The organism is Sporanaerobium hydrogeniformans, assembly GCF_002735925.1.
In the GTDB taxonomy this organism is placed as follows: domain Bacteria; phylum Bacillota; class Clostridia; order Lachnospirales; family Cellulosilyticaceae; genus Sporanaerobium; species Sporanaerobium hydrogeniformans.
In genome coordinates this window covers 186,275-203,171 of sequence record NZ_PEDL01000002.1, presented here as the reverse complement: position 1 = coordinate 203,171, position 16,897 = coordinate 186,275, and the positions used below count along the sequence as shown (strand labels likewise).

General features: G+C 35.4%; 15 protein-coding genes and 1 pseudogene. 2 read left to right on the top strand and 14 right to left on the bottom strand.

What is annotated here, in order from left to right:
* Positions 1–43: 43 nt before the first annotated feature.
* From CS063_RS03870 to CS063_RS03820, 11 genes and pseudogenes are all read right to left on the bottom strand, one after another.
* Positions 44–1,642, bottom strand: a pseudogene (locus tag CS063_RS03870) (IS1182 family transposase).
* Between the two features lie 110 nt (positions 1,643–1,752).
* Complete coding sequence (gene ybaK, locus CS063_RS03865; RefSeq protein ID WP_099448367.1) at positions 1,753–2,232, bottom strand: Cys-tRNA(Pro) deacylase; 480 nt, start codon at positions 2,230–2,232, stop codon at positions 1,753–1,755.
* 6 nt (positions 2,233–2,238) lie between these two features.
* Positions 2,239–3,027 (bottom strand): AAC(3) family N-acetyltransferase, encoded by a 789-nt coding sequence (locus tag CS063_RS03860; protein ID WP_099448366.1) that lies wholly within the window; start codon positions 3,025–3,027, stop codon positions 2,239–2,241.
* A complete protein-coding gene (locus CS063_RS03855) occupies positions 3,027–3,299 on the bottom strand; it encodes a YkgJ family cysteine cluster protein (protein ID WP_099448365.1) in 273 nt (90 codons plus the stop codon). The genes CS063_RS03860 and CS063_RS03855 overlap by 1 nt, the downstream gene beginning before the upstream one ends.
* Before the next feature lies 1 nt (position 3,300).
* On the bottom strand, positions 3,301–3,657 hold the full coding sequence (locus tag CS063_RS03850) for a zinc ribbon domain-containing protein (protein WP_099448364.1): 357 nt from the start codon (positions 3,655–3,657) through the stop codon (positions 3,301–3,303).
* Positions 3,658–3,799: 142 nt separating this feature from the next.
* Positions 3,800–4,807: an ABC transporter substrate-binding protein gene (locus tag CS063_RS03845; RefSeq protein WP_099448363.1), complete on the bottom strand. Its 1,008-nt coding sequence runs from the start codon at positions 4,805–4,807 to the stop codon at positions 3,800–3,802.
* Between the two features lies 1 nt (position 4,808).
* The gene (locus CS063_RS03840) at positions 4,809–5,684 is read right to left on the bottom strand and encodes an ABC transporter permease (RefSeq protein ID WP_099448362.1); all 876 of its coding nucleotides are present in this window, start codon (positions 5,682–5,684) and stop codon (positions 4,809–4,811) included.
* Positions 5,677–5,844 carry a hypothetical protein gene (locus CS063_RS03835; RefSeq protein ID WP_180270666.1) on the bottom strand — a complete coding sequence of 56 codons (168 nt, stop codon included), beginning with the start codon at positions 5,842–5,844 and terminating at the stop codon, positions 5,677–5,679. Before CS063_RS03835 ends, CS063_RS03840 begins: the two co-directional genes overlap by 8 nt.
* A 36-nt stretch (positions 5,845–5,880) precedes the next feature.
* Positions 5,881–6,924 (bottom strand): uroporphyrinogen decarboxylase family protein, encoded by a 1,044-nt coding sequence (locus CS063_RS03830; RefSeq protein ID WP_099448361.1) that lies wholly within the window; start codon positions 6,922–6,924, stop codon positions 5,881–5,883.
* 296 nt (positions 6,925–7,220) lie between these two features.
* On the bottom strand, positions 7,221–9,629 hold the full coding sequence (locus tag CS063_RS03825; RefSeq protein WP_099448360.1) for a glycosyl hydrolase family 95 catalytic domain-containing protein: 2,409 nt from the start codon (positions 9,627–9,629) through the stop codon (positions 7,221–7,223).
* A 97-nt stretch (positions 9,630–9,726) separates the two neighbouring features.
* On the bottom strand, positions 9,727–10,596 hold the full coding sequence (locus CS063_RS03820; RefSeq protein ID WP_099448359.1) for a helix-turn-helix transcriptional regulator: 870 nt from the start codon (positions 10,594–10,596) through the stop codon (positions 9,727–9,729).
* Positions 10,597–10,731: 135 nt separating this feature from the next.
* On the opposite strand from CS063_RS03820, the gene CS063_RS03815 reads away from it, so the two are divergent.
* Positions 10,732–11,778 carry a uroporphyrinogen decarboxylase family protein gene (locus CS063_RS03815; protein WP_099448358.1) on the top strand — a complete coding sequence of 349 codons (1,047 nt, stop codon included), beginning with the start codon at positions 10,732–10,734 and terminating at the stop codon, positions 11,776–11,778.
* A 22-nt stretch (positions 11,779–11,800) separates the two neighbouring features.
* On the top strand, positions 11,801–12,859 hold the full coding sequence (locus CS063_RS03810) for a uroporphyrinogen decarboxylase family protein (protein ID WP_099448357.1): 1,059 nt from the start codon (positions 11,801–11,803) through the stop codon (positions 12,857–12,859).
* Positions 12,860–13,066: 207 nt separating this feature from the next.
* On the opposite strand, the gene CS063_RS03805 is transcribed toward CS063_RS03810, so the two are convergent.
* The 3 genes from CS063_RS03805 to CS063_RS03795 all read right to left on the bottom strand — a co-directional run bounded on the left by CS063_RS03805 (position 13,067) and on the right by CS063_RS03795 (position 16,796).
* Positions 13,067–13,276, bottom strand: a complete 210-nt coding sequence (locus CS063_RS03805; RefSeq protein ID WP_099448356.1) for an FAD-dependent oxidoreductase — start codon at positions 13,274–13,276, stop codon at positions 13,067–13,069.
* A gap of 68 nt (positions 13,277–13,344) precedes the next feature.
* Entirely contained in the window at positions 13,345–14,316 is a 972-nt protein-coding gene (locus CS063_RS03800) for an acetylxylan esterase (RefSeq protein WP_099448355.1), read from the bottom strand.
* A gap of 143 nt (positions 14,317–14,459) precedes the next feature.
* On the bottom strand, positions 14,460–16,796 hold the full coding sequence (locus tag CS063_RS03795; RefSeq protein ID WP_099448354.1) for an alpha-L-rhamnosidase-related protein: 2,337 nt from the start codon (positions 16,794–16,796) through the stop codon (positions 14,460–14,462).
* Positions 16,797–16,897 lie beyond the last annotated feature (101 nt).

Genomic DNA, 16,897 nt, shown 5'->3' with positions numbered 1-16,897 from the left:
TTTTAGCGCATCTTAATAAACCTATAATTATTAGTTCTAAAATTTAGGCTGTTTTTAATGGATGTAGATGTTTTTCACACCGTTCATTTTGAATTTTTGAATGAAGTTTTCTGATATTGTAGGCAAAACATAGGAGCATAAATTCAGTTTTGACGTTATTTTTACCACGTCTTAAAAATCTAGTGAAATTATGATCCCACTTGAGTACACCAAAGGCCCCTTCAACCTGAATAGAACGATTCATCCTAAGCTGAATACCCTCATCTGTTTTTATATTTTCATATGAGATGGCTCTCTTTTCCACAAACTTTTTAGAGACTTGTAAGCGTCTATTTCCCTTTGTGCATTTTTCTTTATACCTACAACCTGTACAGTCTTCACACTCATAGGTTGTTACTTCTGATACATAACCATTTGCCGAAGTTTTGTGGCTAATCCCTTGTACTTTTAATGATTTATTTGCAGCACAAATATAATAATCTTCGTCTTCCATGTAATTCATGTTTTCTCGCTTACTTATATCATTTTTAAAACTTTTCTTTTTCCACTTTTCATACATAGAAGGCTTAATATAAGGTTTTTGATGATTTGCTTCAAGATAAAGATAGTTTTCTTCACTTTCATACCCTGCATCTGCAATAATATTTTTAGAGCGAATAGCTAAATGATTATGGAGATTTTCTAGGAAAGGAATTAATGTTGCAACATCACTACGATCAGCATAAATATCCATGCCGATAATATATTCACTTTCAACACCAATCTGAACATTATAGCCAGGTTTGAGTTGTGCATTTCTCATAGGGTCATCTTTCATATGCATAAAAGTGGCATCTGTATCTGTTTTTGAATAACTATTTCTGCCTTTAAACAATGCATTACAGTTATCATATTTTTGTTGCCGTTCTAAAAATGCTTGGGTTTGTTCGGTGAGTTTTTGTAAAAGGGTTTTTCATTTACCTATGCCGTGAACAAAGCTAATGCCTTCATCAGATTGTTTTGTTTTTAGAAAGGATAATACTTTGGATAAGGATGTGGCTACATTTTTAGGATCAAATGCTATATCTACCAGGTAATTTGTGTTTATTTGATTAAAAAGATCTTCTATTTTTGTATGCATCTTATCTTCATTTTTACGAATGACTTTCTTCCATACAAAAGTATATTTATTAGCATTGGCTTCAATTTTTGTGCCATCTACAAAAAGATGATCAAAATTTATCTCATGAATATCGCGTAAAAGAAGGATCATTTGATAAAAAAGATCTTCTAAACAATCACGGAGGTAATCTTTGATAAATCTAGCAATGTTAAAATGATTTAATGCTGGGTAGCCTTATAAAAGCCATTTAAAGTTAATATCTCTTTGACATGCTTTTTCAATTTCACGTGTAGAATAAATGCCTTCCATAAAGGCATAAACGATTACTTTAAAGAGGATTCTAGGTTCGACACCGGGTTTTCTCTCTTTGTGAGAGTAAGCCTGATATAATTTTGTATAATTTAATTCCTCCAGTATGTGGCTAAGGAGCCGAACAGAATCATCTGGTGCAACCGCAGTTTCAAAATCTATAGGGAGGGGGAGTTGATAAGCTCCTCTAAGTTCAGTATACTGTTTGTGTTGTTTTACGATGTCTTTCATAAACTTAGTATAACAACAGAGGCAGGGGATTATCCCCTGCCTTATTATTTTGTATAAAAGTAGGGCTGTCGCCCAACTAATCTAATTGATTAATTGCGCGACAGCCCCTTTTAATCTATTACTAAATCTGCAAAATCTCCATTAATATAGGCGCTTAAATGCTCTGGTGCAATGGTCACTTGAAAACCAACTTTCCCTGCACTAAAGGTAATCTTTTGTTGTGATTTAGCAGCCTCATGAATATACGTTTTAAATTGCTTTTTCATTCCTATAGGTGAACACCCTCCTCTTATATACCCAGTTACTTTTTGGAGATCTTTCACATGAAGCATTTCTATATTTTTTTCACCTACTATTTTGCTGGCTTTTTTAAGATCGAGTTCTTGGATAACTGGAATAACAAAAACATAGTAGTTTTTTGAGTGCCCACAAACTACTAGTGTTTTATAAACCTGTTCAGGTGCTTTACCAATTTTGGCAGCTACTGCTACACCATCTATTTTACCATCGCTTATATCATAACTGGTTATCTCATAAGGTATCTTTTCTTTATCTAATAGACGCATGACATTTGTCTTAGCTATTCCCACTTCTCCTCATCCTTCCCTATGTAAATAGAGTGTTTGATCTAAAGGTTCATTGTCTGAAAATAAATCTGGATTAATGGCTAGCATTTGAAAGAGTAACTCTGTCATTGGCTTAGCTTCACAGCACCTTACCTCAGCATCACCAAAATGCCCCATCTTCATTACATGACGTTCTTGAAAGAACTTATCTACCTTCCAAAAATGCAAAGACCATCTTAGTCCACAATGTCTTCTAGAAGGCACATCTATTTCTGTACCATCCTTTAAAACAACCACCAAAGGTTCAGGCTCATCTGTTAGGCGTCCTGGAATATCTGCCCACTCCTCTACTCCATGTATAAAGGTATTTCGAGTAAGATCTACTCCTAATAGCATAATAGTAGCTTCTCGCTCAAGCAATTTGCCCCAAGGAGATTCTTTTGAACAAGGTGTATCACATTTCTCATAGTCTGCAATAAAGCTTTCTGCTTCTTTACCTATTGCTGCGACAGAATGTGTGGGATGCTTAGCTCGAACAACACCTGGTCTCTTACGAAAAAGCTCAGGCAAAATCCCTACACAAGAAGGACTATCTTCTAAATAAAACCTAGGATTTTCTTTATTAATATACGCCCAGGTATGGGTTGGTAGTACAAGAAGCCCTTCCTTCATGTATTCCATCAAAGCATCAAGTACAGTATCTGCTCCCCCTTCTACTTCTCCTATACTCTTCATCGAAGAATGAACAAGTAGCGTCCCTTTCGGATCAATATTTAATTTCTTTAAATAACCTATCAAATCCTGCTTTGAATAACTCATTACTTTTCTCCTCTCTCCGTAGGCATTGTTAGCTTTTCTAAATGTTCTAAATAAGCCATGGCCTCTTCTTGTGAATGACCACACATTTCCTCATGAGGCTTTAATCTGCCACATACTTCTGGTCTACTAGGGCTTCCAAAAATTTTACATCGGTTAAACTCATCCAGTTGCACACAACGCTGACCTGCCTTTTTGCCTTGTGGCATACCTGGAATAGGTGTCGTAATTGATGGGGCAATGCAACATGCCCCACAGTTTTCTCTACATTTCATTTTATTTTCTCCTTGCCCCACAATAAGGGCAAAAATCATAATCTCTGTCTAAAATTCTTTGACAGCTTGGACAACTCAAAGGCATTTGTTCTATTTGAAGTGGTCGGCAAGCTTCTACCCCCTTTTTGTCATAGGTTAATAAAACGCCATCCTCTTCACTGATTTCATAACGTTTGCCGCAGCTTTGATCTACCAAAAAGTAGCGGGTTCCCCAATGCCAAATAGGAATAAAAAATACCCTTAAACATTGATAGGTCTTTACTAAAACAAGTGAACCTTGCTGCCCACAACCATGACATCTTCCCATAAGACGCTTCACTTCTTTTTGCAAAGTTGTGATATCTATAAAAATAAACATTGCATCCCTCACTTCTTTTTACATTTATCTCCTGCCCATTATAGCAAATTTCTTTCTCTTTGTATCCTTTTTTATAAAAAATGGAGTTTGGTTAACTGTCTTATTTGCACAGTATACGCCAAACTCCTTATCTTTAATCCTCTTACTTAATTGCTTTTTCTGCAAATACTGTTGTAACAAGCGTCTCATAATCTGCACGTTTATTTAGTTCGCCTGCCATTTCCATAACATCCATTAAACGATTAAAGCTTTCTTCTTTTAAAACAGGTGTCTCACACCATGCGTCAATATCTTTATAACGCTGTACAACAGCTGTTAAATCTTCTAAACTAAGTTCTTTAAATTGAGGTGCAATGACTTTAGCGATTTCTTCTGCCGAACTATTTTTAACGAATTGTTGCCCTTTATAAAGAGCATCTGTAAACTTTTGAATCGTATTCGGATTTTTTTCCATATAAGATTTTAAAGCAGAATAAGCTGTATAAGGAATTTCACCTGATTCTGCTCCAATAGAAGCTACAACATACCCTTTACCTTCTTTTTCAAGAGAGGTAGCTATCGGCTCGAAAAGTGCAACATAATCTCCTTCTCCACCAACAAAAGCACCACCCATAGCTGCAAATTGGACATCTGTACGAACATTTACCTGACCACTTGCTACCTCTTCACCTAATACTAAGCCTTTATTTTTAAGCACATATTCTAGTGTCATTTCAGGAACGCCACCTTTTCGTCCCCCAATGATTTCCTTACCTGCTAAAGTCTTAAAATCAAAGTTAGGTTCTTCCTGTCTAGAAACCAAAAAGCTTCCGTCTCTTTTTGTCACTTGTGCAAAATTAATCGCATAATCTTTATTACCTTGATTATTCACATAAATGGAAGCCTCTGGTCCCATAAATCCAATTTGTACTTCACCAGAAAGAACCGCGGCCATTGTCTTATCTGCACCTTGTGTACCAATAAGCTCGATATCTAAACCTACTTCTTTAAAAAAACCTTTTTCAAGAGCAACATATTGAGGAGCATAAAAAACAGAATGTGTTACTTCTGCTAATTTAATGTGTGTTAAACCTTTATCACCACAGCCTGTTGTTAACATAGAAAGAACCATGGCAAAAACAAGCACCCAAAGAGCTTTCACTTTTTTCATATTATTTCACCTCGTTATTAACTGGTATTTTTTTACAATCTTCTGCTATAGCATACTCACTTTTAGCTTGTTTGGTGACTCTTTTGGCAGAATATATTTTCTCAATCAAGTTTACAATTTCATACATACCAAAAGCACAAAACGCAAGTACAACAACTCCTAGCATAACAAGATCTAAACGAAATACCTGGCCACCATACACAATAAGATAACCTAGTCCATAACGCGAAACAAGGAATTCACCAACAATAACACCTACCCAGGAAAGCCCAATATTAATCTTTATAATATTTATGATATTTCCCACATTAGAGGGTAAAATAAGCTTGGTTAAAATTTGATATTTATTTGCACCAAAGCTTTTAAGCATTTTAATTTTTTCTTCCTCTGCATTTATAAAATAATTGTAAGCTGATAAAATAGTCGTTACAATAGAAATCGTTACAGCAGTTACCACAATCCCACCAATTCCTGCACCTGCCCATACGATCAAAATAGGAGCCAAGGCTGTTTTAGGTAACGCATTTAAGACAACTAAAATAGGATCACATACCTTAGCTACTGTTTCAGACCACCATAAAATAATAGCAATGAGTATCCCTAAAAAAGTCCCCAAAGAAAAACCTAAGACTGTTTCCCACACAGAGATACCCACATGTTTAAATAAACTCCCATCCTGCAAGTAGACTAAAAATAATTTATAAATTTGTGAAGGACTGCTTACTAAAAAGGTATTAATGATCTCCAGTCTTGCAAGTACTTCCCATAACATAATAAAACCTAGGGTTAGTCCAATTTGCCAAAAACGAATAATACACTGTTTCCTTTTCTTATCTTTTATAAACTGCTTATAGCCTTCACTTCTCTCATCAGTCATTCACATCCAACTCCTTCCATAGCACATCAAAATAGTCTTTGAATTCAGGCGCTTTGCGAGCTGTGAGAGGTGTTTTTTGTCCTTCAACACTTAATTCAATTTTATAACTCTTTTTGATTCGAGCTGGTCTTCTTGAAAGGACACTTACTGAGTCTGCCATGGAAATTGCTTCTGCGATTTCTCACGAATGGAAACATTATAAATTGTATTTCCCATGAGTTTTAGCTAGCTCCACCATCATTTTTGCTCGATCAAAGGCTGCATTAGCAGGGTATTCACAACCCGTTGCTAGCATAAACCCACCACCTTTCATCATAGCATCCATACTTTGTTTACATTCTTCTATCCAGTTTTCATCTGTTCCAATAGCTGCACTAGCAGGTGTTACACAACCAATAAGTGTTACTTGATCCCCATATTTCTCCTTACATTCCACAAAATCCTTACAATCATCTGGTGGATAAAGGAATGAAATAGCGCAAGGATTCATCGTTTCAATTTGAACATCGAAATAAATTTTTTGCCCACAGTTATGAACCATTACAAGACCACCTTCTTCACGAATCACATCTGCAAGCTCTTTGCAAAGATCACCTTCCATTTCACGCCACATATCTTTAGACATAATGGAACCTGATGCAAAAAGAGTATCTAACATAATCCCATTTACACCTGTCTTCATAAGTGCCCGGCAATAATCTTTTAATGTTTCGTTAATTTGGCGTGCTGCTTCTTTTACAGCATCTGGATCATCATATAAGTCCATATACATATCTTGTTGATTACGAAGCATCGATAATATACCTAAAGGTCCAAACACAAACGCTATAACTGGAAATTCACCTTGCGCACCTTCTACAAGCTTTTTACAGGTATCAATATGCATCATCATACGCCTTGATGTGGTATAATCAACTTTTTTAATCTTTACATAATCCTCAATATCTTGTATTATACATTCACTATAATCTGGATGTGCCGCTTCATCTGCTGGATAAATAAGTTTTTGCCCCCATGCATCACACTCTATACTTAAATCAATCAAAGTAACAATACAATCCAGTTCAAATTCTTCTCTTGCTTTTAAAAGTGCCCTACTACAAACATCTGCATTATTAGCCCACTCTTCATAAGATGCACCAATAAGCCTTCTAGATGCACCACTTATAATAGGGTAGACAGGTACTCTGTCAGCTTGCTTGTGTTGTAATGCAGTAACTACACGTTCCATTGAATTCATATTTCCAACTCCTTTTATTTTAATTAATTGATAAAATGAGTATAGAATTTACAGAAAATAATTTCTAAGAAATTTTATATTATTTTTGTATTTTTATTTGATTTTATAGTTTTTTCTTTTCATTCGCACAGAAAACCAAATTATTTACTTGCATCAGCTTATACTATATGTTTACTTTAGCTGTAACTTGTACCATTAACTTAATGTGATTTTTTATCTTCTTATCAATTACCATTAAAAACCCCCTATCATCTAATCTATAGATTCTAAGGGGTTCATCTATAAGTTATTAAATTCTATTTACTATGAAAAGTAATCGTTTCACCTTGTTCTAAATTAAACTCAATTATCTCATGAAGCTTTTGCTTAATCGTTTGAGTAGCCTTTATTTGTACACTTTTGCCTCTTAAGAAATCTGGAAATTCAAGGGTAATAGTTGTTTTTTGAGTAGCTTTCAGCTCTCCTTTTAACCAGCCTTGTTGTTTATCCCATTCAATGGAAATTGTTCCTCTAGAAAAATGGAAATCTTTAAAGGCACCTTGTTGCCACTTATCTGGCAATGCAGGTAGAAGCTTTAATACTTTTTGGTCTGTATAAAGTAGCATCTCCTGAATCGCTGCTACTAATCCTAAGTTAGCATCTAATTGTACGGGAGCAATATCCTCCATTTCACCTGTCATATCTAATGTCATGCCCATTTTCCTCCAATCATTATGAAGGGTAAATAAACTATTGGTTAAACAAGACCGCGTTATTTGATTTAGACATAAAAGTGCTTCATTCCCTCTACCTAATCGTGCATTTAAACATGCCATAAAGGCTAGAGACCAGCCGGATTGTCCGCCTAATATCCTTAAATCCACTGCCTTTTTAAAAGCTATACCTAGAGGTGTATCTTTCTGGCTTACCATCTCCTTCCCTGGAAAAATAGGATAACAATGTGATAAATGACGATGATAGTAAAAATCCTCTAGCTCATCATCCATCCATTCTTTGATAGCCCCTTCACTGTTAATCTGATACTTTGGAAAATGCTTTAACATCTCTTTGCACTTCTCTACTTCCTTCTTATAGTCAGGTAAATTTTCACATAAAGCTATAAAATGATTTAAAAATTCTTTAATGATAGCAAAATCCATTGTGGCGTTTTTAGCTGTAGGACTAGCATGACTCATATGCCTAAATGGCTTCTTATTCAAATTCCCAGGCGTATTCTCTGGAGATATAGAAGGATAAATCTTATAATAGCCTTTTTCATCTAGAACCATAAAAGCTTCATAAAAGGCTAATGTTTCTAACATAAAAGGTAAGATCGCATTATGTAGCGTTTTTTCATCTAAGGTGTAGGTATAGTATTCATAAAAATGGGATGCCATCCAACCTGCTCCTCCAATCCAGTTCGTAATAACAGGAACAATTTGATTGGCAATACCATAACCAGGCGTAGAGCCTGCTGACATGTAGATACCTGGAAGTCCAAATATTTTTTTTGCATTCTCACGGAAATCTCCCATCAAGTCTACATAATAAGTAATTAATGCTTTCATTACCTCACTATATCCACCCATTGGTGCCTGCCAATACATCATTTGAATATTGACATTGGTCATATTATGGCTCCATAAAAGATCATAGCGTCCTCCCCATAAGCCATACAAATTAAAGGGCTGAGTATCTTTGTCTGTACCTGATATAAAGAGGTAACGCCCATAGTGCCATAATTTTTCTAATAAACGAGGTGAGCTACCTTCACTATATGCTTCTAAAAGTAATTCTTCGTTACTATTTTTTTCTGTTTTATCTGTACAAAGAGTAAGAGAAGCCGAGTGGAATAATGCTTGATGTAAAGTGACATGTTCAGCTAAAAGTGCTTGATACGATTGATGAAGCTCCTTAAATTGTTCTTCTGCCTCTCTATATACCTCTTTTCTTTTTGCACACGCAAATGCTTTAAAAACCATCGTTACTTCACTAGCCTCTTTTATGACTAGTTTGTCTTGGTCTGCTACAACTTGACCATCACAAGTTAAAATACGTCCTATAACCCCATAATCTGTACCATCTTCATTGGTTGCAGCGTAGTATAGGCTATGTCCCTCTGCTCTATTTTCTATACTTTCTTTTATTTGTTCTAGTTTTTTAGTATAATCTTCAAATTCTGTCTGATGCACCTGTAACCATACATCAGCTCCTAAAATGGGTTTACTCGTCTTCATGCGATAAACAACCACTCCATCTTGGCGAGATACAAAAGCTTGACGTTTATACTCTACTTGATCACATTCCCAGCTAACTACAACCTCTCCCGTTTCCATATTTAATTGCCTGTTGTAGTTTTGAAAAACCCCTTCTTGATGCATATGTACTTTAAGATCACCTAATGGACAAGGTTTATAGAGATCTGCTATATAGCCCTTATCATGTAATGCTTTTGAAGAAACCTCATTAGCTTCTAAATATTTTCTCTCATCAAGAAGTTCTCTTGTTTGTTTTAAACTTTCACTAACATCTGGCAAATCACTTCTCTTTCCCCAATGCCATAACTCACAATGATTAATGAGTATTGTTTCTTCTTTCACTGCTCCATATACAGAAATACCTACCTCACCATTCCCAGCTGGAAAAGCATCTTTCCAACTGTCTTTATACCAACTCGCAGGCATTTTTCCTATCAAGCTATATTTATAACTATTTGTTTCGCTCATCTTAGTAGCATCCTCCAATTTTTATAGTAATTTCATCCATAGAACTAAATAGAGATGTTTTTATAATATTTCTTGTCAAATAATCTAAATAATATAACTAATACTTTTTATCCATTTTAATCTGACTTACCTTAAATTGTTTGGGTGTCTGTCCTGTATATTTTTTATAGGTCCTTATAAAGTGCGTGGCATCATAAAATCCTAAGGATTGAGCTAAATCTTCACAAGTAGGTGAACCTATTGTTAAAAGCCTTGTAGCTTCCTCTACTTTTAACATCATAATATATTGAGTAGGTGTTACACCCATTGCTTTAGAAAAACTTTTTGTAAAGTAAGAAAGACTACAATGTACGTATCGTGCTAAATCTGTAATATTAATAGTAGTATGTAAATGCTCTTTTATGTACTTTAGCCCTCTATCTATGTGAGCAGGATAAACTATCTGATGCTGTGGGTATTTTTTGTATATTTTAATGGTTGTACACATTAACGTATAAAGTAAAATAGATATTTCAAAAACATTAATAGGGGGACTTTCTTTTAGTACTTCTAATAAAGTAATTAATTGCTCTCTTAAACTATCCGTTTCAGGAGCGTGAAGGACATGCCTGCCTTTATTCAGTATAATATTAACAAGCTGAGTACTATTGCTCCCATAAAATTCTATCCATAAAAGTTCTAATCTATCGGTATCATTACTTCTATAAATATGAGGTTCCCTCGTTCCCAATATAAATAGATCACCTTTACTTAATTTATATTCTTTCTTACCTACTATAAGCAGTCCACTCCCTTGATAAACATAATGGAATAACGAATAGTCATAACTGCTATCCCTAATGATTTGAAATCCTTTATTCACTCTACCATGACCTGCCCGATTCACTAAATAGAGGTATGTTTCTGGCATATAAACTGCTTCACTTCTATAATTAAATGGCTGTGAGCAGTCGGAATATTTTTTCATTTTTATATCCTTTCTTTATTTCAGAACAAATTTATACTATTAGTAGATTGTTTTATACATAACATGTTAGATTTTTATACTTTATACTAAAAATAACATATATTAAATACTTATCATACATAGGGAGGAATTAAGATGACATCTAAAGAAAGAGTAAGAAGAGCTATTCAACATCAGCGTCCAGACCGTATTCCTGCAGCTTTTGAAGCAGTAGATCCTGTCGTGGAAAAGCTCATGAATCACTACGGTTATACTGACCGTGAACAGTTATTTGAACGTTTTAACATTGATACACGCTATGTATCCCCTAAATATATCGGACCTGAACTTAAAGTGTATACCGATCCACAAGGTCGTGAAGTCAGACAAACTTTTTGGGGTTTTGAAGAAACCTTCACTGTATTAGATGGGGATAAATATGGTACTACTACTTTCTTTCCCCTCGAGCATGTTGAAACCATTGAAGATGTAGAAGCCTTCAATTGGCCAAGTGCAGATTGGTTTGACTATGAAGACCTTAAAGAGCAGTGCAAACGCTATCAAGATAAAGCTATCGTTGTTGGTCATGAAGGACCTTTTCAAATCGTAACCTATCTCATTAGTATGGAAAAGTTCTTTATGCTGATGATTGATGCGCCCGAAGTGGCCCAAAGCATACTTGATAAAATGGTAGAGTTTGAATTAGATTACTATGAAAGAATCTTTAAAGCAGCAGAAGGTCAAATTGATATTTTAAGACCACATGATGATTATGGCACCCAAATTTCACTTTTATTTAGTGTAGACATGTGGAAACAATTCTTTGAAGAAAATACTAAAAAGTTAGTCCAACTTGCTCATAAGTACAATGCCTTTTATCAACAACACTCTTGCGGAGCTGTGCAACCTATTATTCCCGAATTAATTCGATGTGGTGTGGATATACTGGAACCTTTACAAAAAGTTGAAGGCTTAGAGCCTGAAACGTTAAGAGAAAAATTTGGTGGGCAAATCACTTTTCATGGTGGTATTGATACACAAGGTATATTGCCTTTTGGCACAGCTGCTGAAGTTCAAGCTGAAGTTCGCAAATATATGAACATCTTACATCAAAATGGGGGATATATTCTTATGGCAAGTCAGGCCTTCGAATCAGATGTACCTATTGAAAATATAGAAGCTGTTTATTCTGTAGAGAGATAAAAAAATAAAGGAGGACGATAAAATGTCTTATAAACATGGTTTAGCAGCTATTCAATTAGAAATGAGCGATCGTGTACCACGTACAGAATATTCTGCTCATTTTCACTGGGACTTAGTCAATAAAGTTACAGGAAAAGCAGTAACAGCACATAGCCCACAAGCTTTGCAACAAGAAGCTTCTAATGCCTTCGTAAAAGCTTGGAATTATGATTTCTTTTGGAATATTTTAACCTATAATGAGGTTTTTGGAGATTTTAAAACCAGTATGGGGCATGCAAGTTATGCAGCTGAAGGAACTGATTTCAACAATCAAATTTTTTGTCCCTTTGAAGACCCAGAAGATGTGCTTGATTTTGACCCCATGGAACAGTATGGGATAAGAGATCGCCAGCAAATTATTCAAGACTACAATGCTAACTACGACAAAATGGTCAGTGATTACCCTGAATGTGTCAATATGACAGGTATTTATGTAACTTGTATGTCCGGTCTTATTGAGATGCTCGGTTGGGATATGCTACTCATGGCAGCTGGCATTGATAGTAAGGGATTTGGTGAAATGACCAATCGCTATGCCAAATGGATTAGTCACTATTTTGAAGGATTAGCAGAATCTAAAAGTCCTGTTGTTATGATTCATGATGATATCGTTTGGACTCAAGGTGCGTTTTTAAAGCCTGAATGGTACCGCCAGTACATTTTCCCTAATTATAAAAAGCTATTTGAACCCCTTAAAGAAGCCGGCAAAAAAATTATTTATACCTCTGATGGCAATTATACAGAATTTATAGATGACATTGCTGCTACAGGTGTTCATGGATTTGTCCTTGAACCCTCAACCGATATGGCTTATATCGCTGAAAAGTATGGTAAAACGCACTCCTTTGTAGGAAATGCTGATACACGTATTCTTCTTTACGGTACAAAACAAGATATTGAGCAAGAAGTAAAACGTTGCATGGATATTGGAAAAAAATGTCCTGGTTTTATTATGGCAGTTGGTAATCATATACCTCCTAATACTCCTGTAAATAATGCCTTATGGTATAATGAGATTTACGAAAAACTGAGTAAACGTTAAGCTCACTTCAAGAAATTAAACTAATTTCAACCGTTAAATAGCCTACTGTATAAAGGGAATTTTAGTCCTATTACAGTAGGCTATAATTACTTTTAACCATCCTATTCATCATCTATTGTCTTGAAAATGTCTATCCAACTTATCATTTAAAGCTTATTTGTAATTATCACTGATTGCCTATTTATTTCTCTTTTTTCTAATAAATTCTCATTTCAAACAGAGAAGCTTTCTCACTACCATAGGTTTGCATAATCTATAAATATAGAAGCTTGCATTTCCTCCTAATACAGGCCTGTTATGTATTAAGGCTGTTTTTACACCCTGCCTACTACTAGCTAGTGCACTACAAATCCCTGCCATCCCTCCTCCTATAACCACTACATCATATTTTTTTAATAATGTTTTTTTATCCTCCATATAACGTTCCTCATGTTCTTTTATTCATTAATATCTTTTATTTTATATAAATCTATTTTTTAATCCATTTACTTTTTTTCTAATATTTCTTTGAGATATTTAAAATTCATATCATCAGAATCAGGCAAATACTCATGTCCAAAGTCAGGATAAATAATATGTTCCTTTTTTGATAAGATTTTGTTATAAACAGCAAACTGAGTAGATGGAGGGCAAATATCATCAATAAGTCCTGTGTACATGATGACTTTTGCTTTAATACGAGTACATAAATTCTGAATATCAATATAACCTAGTTTGTAAAAAATTTCTTCTTCTCTTTCGTGTCGGGGATCTCTCGTTCTAAAATAATAATGTAGTTCTTCATACGCTCTTCGTGTCATATCCATTTCCCAAACCCGCTTATAATCAGCTAGAAAAGGATAGGTACTAAGTGCCAATTTAATTTCAGGTACCAAACTAGCACAAGCTATAGTCAATGCTCCGCCCTGTGAACTTCCCATAGCCGCTACACGGGTTTCGTCTACCTCTTCAAAAGACATCACAACCTGAGCTAATTGTGCCGTATCTAAAAAGATATGTCTAAACAGTAATTCTTGAGGATCATCTTCAATCCCCCTTATAATATGTCCCATCACTGTTCCACCAGTTACTCCTCCGACATCTTCCGACTTACCTGCTTGTCCTCTACAATCTAAGGCAGCCACACAATATCCTTCAGCAACAAGTCCTAACTTACTATACCATGCCCCTGCATCCCCTTTGTAGCCATGGAACTGCAAAATGGCTGGTGCTTTTTGCTTCCTGTTTTTAGGACGTAAGTATTTAGCATGAATCCTCGCACCCTTTACTCCGATAAAATACAAATCAAAACATTCTGCAAAATCACAGGTGAAAGGTGCAGGAATCAATTCTATTTGAGGATCTATAGCCTGCATTTCTTTCAGTGCTTTTTCCCAATATGTATCAAAATCTTGAGGTTTTGGACTTTTTCCGTTGTAACATTTAAGTTCTTCTAATGGCATATCTAATGCTGGCATTTCTTATTCTCCTTCTTTATTAAGGTTCAACACCTAATTAAAACCTCTCTTTAGATAGTTTTTAATGAATATACTAACTTTTTTCCCTTATACTTTAACCTTATCTTCATAAAATAATTGCCTTTTCGAATAAATAGAAAAATTTATTCCATGGAATGCATATAGATTACTTGATAGCTTTTTTCACCTTCCAATGTTTCTCCTTTATATACCTGGCTTGCTTCTACTGGCCATTGAAACACTATGTTACATTCCTTTGGACATATGATATGGAGTCTATACTCTTTATTCGTCTGTTCTACCCTTACTTGAAGATTACCTGTTGGAAGTGGAATACTTCCCTCTGCCCACTCTAAATCTCCCATTTGTGGCATAATAAGTACCTCCTCAAAAGCTGATTTAAGAGGTCTAATCCCTAATACTTTAGAAGGTAATTGATAGGTCGGAGTGCCTCCCCAAGCATGGCTATAATCGCAATCAAATCCTTCCCACACTTCTTTTAATGTCGCTTCATTTTCTTCTAACAACCTCTTCCATCGTCTGATTTGCTTTAAACCTTGTTCATTAAATAAACCCGCATGATGGATGGCCTCTAAAACAAAATGCATAAAGTAAGGCTGGGCTTGGGTCAAAGTTGGCTCTGTTACTACCTGATACATAATGGACTGATGTAAAGGTTGAGGGGCTAAATCATAAAGCACTGCCAACGCATTGGTGTGCTGACTAAAATGGATTTCTTCCGTATCAGCTGGTAGCCATTCATTAGGCACAGTAGGAACATCTCCCTTTCTACCATCACAGTAAAGTCCTTTTTCTTCTACCCAAAAACAAGCATGAAAAGCCTTTTTTAACTGCTCTGCTTCTTGCCTATAGCTTCTTTCTTCTGCGTCTCTTCCTCTTAACGCTTCTAGATGTGCAACATCTTGAAGTGCCTTATAATAAAAGGCTGTCAGATAACCTTGCCCTACAGTCTTAGGTGGATGATGTAAATTATAGGTTCCACAAGGTACCCAATCCATAAACATATAATTGGGAGCCTGTTCAATCGTTCCACTTGAACCTATATAACCTTTAAAACGAGTCATCAGTGCTTCAATAACTGGCAGAACATCCTCCAAGATCGTTTGATCTCCTGTAAAGAAGACATAGTCCTTAACCATCTGGACATATAGCAAGCTATAGCTGGTATGAAACATAAAACCTTGATGCTTCTTAAGCATCTGTGCCGTACGCCATATATCCAGTCGACTTAAATGCTTATCTCCAAATACATAATAGTTCATTAAACTCAGTATCATATAATCTCCCGTACACCCTAAGGCTTCTTGGTGAATCGGCGAATCTAAGTGATAACTTTGACGACACATTTCTAAAGTGTTTTTACCTGCCTCATAAATGGCTGTTAGTAAAGAGTCATTACACTGAAAATAGCCTTGCCTTGGTGTAGGATAATGTGAAAAAAGAAGACCTATTTTTTTAATACGAATAGGGGATGTGAAATTGGAAACCGTTAGATATAAGTAGCGCACACTTAAAAGGTTCATATTCTCAAAAGTTTGTAAACCTTCTTTCAGCGTATACACGATCTTTTGTTCATTTTTCCCTGCTATTTCTTGAGTATAAAAAGTGAGATGTGTTCCTGCTGCACCTTCTATTTCTAACTGAATTCTACCGGAGTAAATTCTTCCAAAATCCAAACTAAACGTAAGTGGAGAGCCCTTCGTTAAAAGCGTCTCTCCTGCTTCTTGAAGTAAATTTTCTTTATCTTGTATTCGGGTTTCATACTGTGGATAATGAATAAGAACCGTTTTAGGGTATAACATTTCTTCTGTCAAATGAGGAATAGGTTTATGAATCAGACTTCTTGAAGGAATAACTTCTGCTTGTTCCCAGCTTGTATCGTCGAAGTTGTCCTTTAACCACTCCCCTCTATCTAACCTTGCATCATAGCAATCCGCCTCAAGTGCTGCTTCATTTCTTACTGCCTTAAACGTTTCATCAGAGATAATCGTTTCCTCAGTACCATCACTATACTGAATATGCATTTCCAAAATTAGTCCACCTTGTCCCTGAGAATAATCACATTGTATACCTGTTTGCAAAGAAATTTCTACACCCAGTATATTAGTTCCCTGTTTGATAGACTCCTTCACTTCATAGGTATCATAAAACCAGTAATCTAATACATCTTGATTACCGTAATCTCCCCCAATTTCTGCTGGTCCTCGTCCTACTCTTTCTCCATTAATATGTAGTCTATATTTGACGTCCGCACTGATATAGAGCATGACCTTCTTGATAGCTTTATTTACCTCAAATTGCTTACGAAATAAAGCCAAAGCATAGTGCATATCTTGTTTATCGCTAAAATAAGTGTAATGTGTCTTTTGATAGTCTGCATATTTTTGTTTGTTTAGCCAAATCCACTGTGCTTGCCACAGCTCTGGTTTCATGGTTTGATCAGGTTTGAAATAAGTCATAGTCAATCTCCCTTTCTGTTTTCTATAGTATAACTGCTTTGATTTCAGTATAATATCTAAAATTTAAAGCTTTTATACAAAATTTAAAGACTGCTAGAGTT